A 4,167-nucleotide genomic window follows, 5' to 3' on the forward strand; every position below is an offset into this window, starting at 1 on the left:
TGCTCCGGCAGCGGACCGCCCGTCATCAGGGCCCGCAGCGCGCGCTCCTGTTCACCGGCCAGCCGGCCGAGCTCGGCGAAGTCCGTACCGGAGCCCGTCCCGCCGCCCGGCTCCGTACCGCTCAGCTCCGCGCCGCGCCGCTGGACCAGGGCGAGCACCTGGAGCACGCCGTCGTGGATGTCCCGGGAGAGCCGCTCGCGCTCCCGGGTGGCCGCCTCGACCTGGAGCGCCCGGGTGAGGGTGGCCTCGCTGGCCCGGGCCAGCTCGATCACGTAGCCGATCGCGCAGCCGGCCACCATCAGCAGCACGATGTTGTGGATGTTGTCGCCGGTCGGCCCGCCGTGGCCGAGGATGTTGGCGACGCCGATCACCGAGCCCGAGGCCGCCGCCGGGCGCCAGCCGCCCTTCGCGGCGAAGCCCAGCACCGTGCCGGCCGCCCAGATGGTCGGCAGGGTGGGCGCGCCGTGGCTGATCCGGGCCGGGGAGTCGGTCATGCCGCTCATCACGATGCCGGTGACGGCGAGGGCGAGGTCGGTGCCCAGGACGAACCGGGTGCAGCGCTGCGGGTTGGCGAAGGCCCGGGTGCTGGCCAGGGTCCACAGGGTCAGCGCGCCGAGGAAGATCCAGCCGGCCACCGGGTGCAGGAAGTGCAGGTACGAGTTGAAGTACCGCAGCAGCGCGTAGCACAGGGCCAGCACCCGGAAGTAGGAGATCGCCTTCCAGAGCGGGAGTTCGACGGACATGCCGCCGGCCGCCACCGTGCCGCCGACCGCGCCGGCTCTGCCGCCGTCGTCCGTCATCCGCCCCGCCCCTCCCCGGGCCGGTCCGGGCGGCCGCTCGGAGCGGCCGCCCGGACGCCTACTCCGGCTTCTCCGCGGTGCCCGCCCCGGCGGACTTCTCGGCCTCGGCCGCCTTCTCCGCCTCGGCGGCCCGCTCGGCCTTCTCCGCCTTCTCGGCCTCGGCCGCCTCCGCCTTCTCCGCCTTGGCGGCGGCCCGGCGCTCGGCGTCGGCCTTCTTCTTGTCCTCGGCGATCTGCCGCTTGGCGGCGGTCGCGTAGATGTCCACGTACTCCTGGCCGGAGAGCCGCATGATCTCGTACATCACCTCGTCCGTCACCGAACGGAGGATGAAGCGGTCGTTCTCCATGCCGTGGTAGCGGGAGAAGTCCAGCGGGCGGCCGATCCGGATGCCGGGGCGGATGCCGAAGTTGGGGACCACCTGGCCGGGCGGCTGCACCTTCTCGGTGTCGATCATGGCGACCGGGATCACCGGGGCGCCGGTGGCCAGCGCGACGCGGGCCAGGCCGCCGACCTTGCCGCGGTACAGCTTGCCGTCGGGCGAACGGGTGCCCTCGGGGTAGACGCCGAACAGCTCGCCCTCCTCCAGCACCGCGATGGCGCTGCGGATCGCGGCCTCGCCGGCGCCGCGCACGCCCGAGCGGTCCACCGGCAGCTGGCCGACGCCCTTGAAGAACGCGGCGGTCAGCCGGCCCTTGAGGCCCGGGGTGTTGAAGTACTCGGCCTTCGCGATGAAGGTGACCCGGCGCTTGATCAGCGCGGGGAAGAAGAACGAGTCCGAGAAGGACAGGTGGTTGCTCGCGATGATCGCCGCACCCTCGGTGGGGATGTTCTCCTCGCCCTCGATCCAGGGCCGGAAGAAGATCCGAAGCAGTGGCGCGACGATCATCTTCATCAGTCGGTAGAACAACCCGGGCCTCCTGTTATGCGGACCGGTCGATCCTAATGCCCCGCGGCCGCCCGGTGTGCCCGGCCCCGCCGTAGCGGCCGTACCCGGCCTGCTCGTAGGGGGTGTACGACCCGGCGCGGAGCGTGGGACGATGCGAATTCGCAGCACCTCCCCTCCAGCGTCCCCTCCCCCAGCGCCACCCGCCCGCGAAGGAGTCCGCCATGCCGTTGCTGCCCGGTGCCGAGCCGTACCGCCACCGCGGCGGACCGGTGGGGGTGCTGCTCTGCCACGGCTTCACCGGCTCGCCGCAGTCGCTGCGGCCGTGGGCCGACGAGCTGGCGGCGGCCGGTCACACCGTGTCGCTGCCGCTGCTGCCCGGGCACGGCACCCGCTGGCAGGACATGCAGCTCACCCGCTGGGAGGACTGGTACGCCGAGGTCGAGCGGGAGCTGCTGGCGCTCGCCGAGGAGTGCGAGCAGGTCTTCGTCTGCGCGCTGTCGATGGGCGGCGCGCTGGCGCTGCGGCTCGCGGCGCTGCACGGGCCGACGGTCTCCGGCCTGGTGCTGGTCAACCCGTCGGTGCGCTCGGACACCCCCGCGAGCGCGCTGCTGCCGGTGCTGCGCCACCTGGTCCCCAGCCTGCCCGGGGTCGCCGATGACATCGCCCGGGCCGGCGTGACCGAGGTCGGCTACGACCGCACCCCGCTGCACGCCGCCTGGTCGCTGAGCCTGCTGTGGCGGGAGGTCCAGCGGCTGCTGCCGGAGGTGACCCAGCCGGTGCTGCTCTTCCACAGCCCGCAGGACCACGTCGTCTCGCCGGCCAACTCGGAACTGGTGCTGGCCCGGATATCCTCGACGGACGTGACGGAGCGGCTGTGCCAGCGCAGCTTCCACGTCGCGACGCTGGACCACGACGCGGCGGAAATATTCGCGGCCGGCCAGGACTTCATCCGACGGCTGGCTCCCGCGCACGCGGCGGGCGTCACCCGGGTCGAATCCGACGATCACCATGGCTGAAGGGCCGGAAGTGCACGAGAGCAGCACGGCGGGCGGCGGGGACGAGACTCCCCGCGAGGACGGCGCGACCAAGGACGGCGGGACGAACGCCGCGGCCCCGGGCGGTGCGCCGACGGACCGTACGGGCCCGGACGGCACCCCGACGCCCCCGCCCGTCCAGGACGTCGCCGGGGGCTCCGCCGGGAACACCGCCGAGGGCGCCCCGGGGGAGGCCGCCGAACGCCGCCCGCGCCGTGCGCCCGAACGCAGCCAGGCCGAGCAGGACGCGATCTTCGCCGCCCTGGTGGCCCAGTTCGACGACCCGGTCGACCTCAACAACCCGAACTGGCCCGAGGTCGAGAACCTCCGGGCGCAGAACGAGCTCAAGGGCGGCCACAAGGAGGGCGGCCCCGGCGGTCGCGGCGACCAGGACGACCTCTCCGACCTCGCCCCCCAGCCCCGCCCCCGCTCCGGCCGGCCGGTGATGCCGGCGGGCGGCGCGGGCCCGCGCGACTTCGAGCTGGCCGAGGAGACCGACGAGGGCCACTTCGTCCCGCCGGAGCCCCCGCCGCTGCCGCCCGCCGACGTGACCGCCAAGTTCGCCTGGCTGGCGGTGCTCGGCGGCCCGGCGCTGCTGCTGGTCGACGCGGTGGTCTGGCGGGAGATCTCCGGCTGGCCCGCCTGGGTGGGGATCACCGCCTTCCTCGGCGGCTTCGTCACCCTGGTCGCGCGGATGAAGGACCGCGACGAGGACGAGCCGGAGGACCCGGACCACGGCGCCGTGGTCTAGCCGTCCGTCCGGCCGCCCGTCGCGCTGTCCGGTCGGCCGGCCGGCAGTTCGAGGACTGCGAGCACCGGCAGGTGGTCGGTCGCGGCCCGCAGGTCGGCCTCGGTGACACCGGGCAGCCCGTGCGGCACCCCGCAGCCGAGGACGGTGATCCCGGGCGTGGCGAAGACGGCGTCGATCCGCTGGTAGGGGCGCTCCGGCACGGAGGTGAACTCGCCTCCCCAGGGCGCGGTCGGGTACCCGTCCTGGAGCCGGGAGGCCAGCAGCCGCCAGCCCGGCCCGTCCGGGTGCTCGTTGAAGTCCCCTGCCACGATGCCGAGTTCGGCGATCCCGAGCTGGTCGAGCAGCAGCTCGAACTGCCCGTACCGCTCCTCCTGGTCCAGGCTGAGGTGGCAGCTGGTGACGGTGAACGGCGCCGTGCCGGGCAGCCGCAGCAGCGCGCCGGCGAAGCCCCGGGCGTGCAGGCCGCGGGTCTTGGGCAGCAGCCGGTCGTGCACCCCCAGCAGCTCCACCGCGCCGGGCCGGCCGAGCAGCAGCGGACCGGCGGCGGTGCGGCCGCCGCCGGCCAGGACGGCCGTCCCGGTACTCCGGGCCAGCCAGGCGGCCTGGCCCTCGGGCCGCCAGTAGCGCGGGGACTCCTGGACGCAGACCAGGTCGGGCTCGCAGGCCCGCGTGCCCACCGCTACCACGCCCTGCCCG

The 4,167-nt window shown here is 74.6% G+C and carries 5 protein-coding genes; 2 read left to right on the forward strand and 3 right to left on the reverse strand.

The genetic code is table 11. The features are described from left to right. Together AE652_RS36605 and AE652_RS36610 are read right to left on the reverse strand one after the other, a co-directional pair. Nucleotides 1-800, reverse strand: an 800-nt coding sequence (locus AE652_RS36605; RefSeq protein ID WP_234348668.1) for a DUF5931 domain-containing protein, incomplete at its 3' end; no start/stop codon positions are given. A 58-nt stretch (nt 801-858) separates the two neighbouring features. Next, nucleotides 859-1,707, reverse strand: coding sequence for a 1-acyl-sn-glycerol-3-phosphate acyltransferase (locus AE652_RS36610; RefSeq protein WP_049659382.1), 849 nt, complete (start codon nt 1,705-1,707; stop codon nt 859-861). A 200-nt stretch (nt 1,708-1,907) separates the two neighbouring features. Here AE652_RS36610 and AE652_RS36615 point away from each other — a divergent pair, with 200 nt between their 5' ends. Together AE652_RS36615 and AE652_RS48725 are read left to right on the forward strand one after the other, a co-directional pair. Continuing rightward, nucleotides 1,908-2,702, forward strand: a complete 795-nt coding sequence (locus tag AE652_RS36615) for a carboxylesterase (RefSeq protein ID WP_049659385.1) — start codon at nt 1,908-1,910, stop codon at nt 2,700-2,702. Continuing rightward, the gene (locus AE652_RS48725; RefSeq protein ID WP_234348669.1) at nt 2,695-3,471 is read left to right on the forward strand and encodes a hypothetical protein; all 777 of its coding nucleotides are present in this window, start codon (nt 2,695-2,697) and stop codon (nt 3,469-3,471) included. Before AE652_RS36615 ends, AE652_RS48725 begins: the two co-directional genes overlap by 8 nt. Here AE652_RS48725 and AE652_RS36625 read toward each other — a convergent pair. Then, nucleotides 3,468-4,167, reverse strand: a 700-nt coding sequence (locus AE652_RS36625; RefSeq protein ID WP_049659391.1) for an endonuclease/exonuclease/phosphatase family protein, incomplete at its 5' end; no start/stop codon positions are given. The genes AE652_RS48725 and AE652_RS36625 overlap by 4 nt on opposite strands.

The sequence above is a fragment of the Kitasatospora sp. MY 5-36 genome, assembly GCF_001182915.1.
Taxonomy (GTDB): Bacteria; Actinomycetota; Actinomycetes; order Streptomycetales; family Streptomycetaceae; genus Kitasatospora.

Excerpts from the sequence above, each read along its gene's own strand:
- AE652_RS36615 (WP_049659385.1), top strand. The coding sequence starts at position 1,908 with ATGCCGTTGCTGCCCGGTGCCGAGCCGTACCGCCACCGCGGCGGACCG.
- AE652_RS48725 (WP_234348669.1), top strand. The coding sequence starts at position 2,695 with ATGGCTGAAGGGCCGGAAGTGCACGAGAGCAGCACGGCGGGCGGCGGG.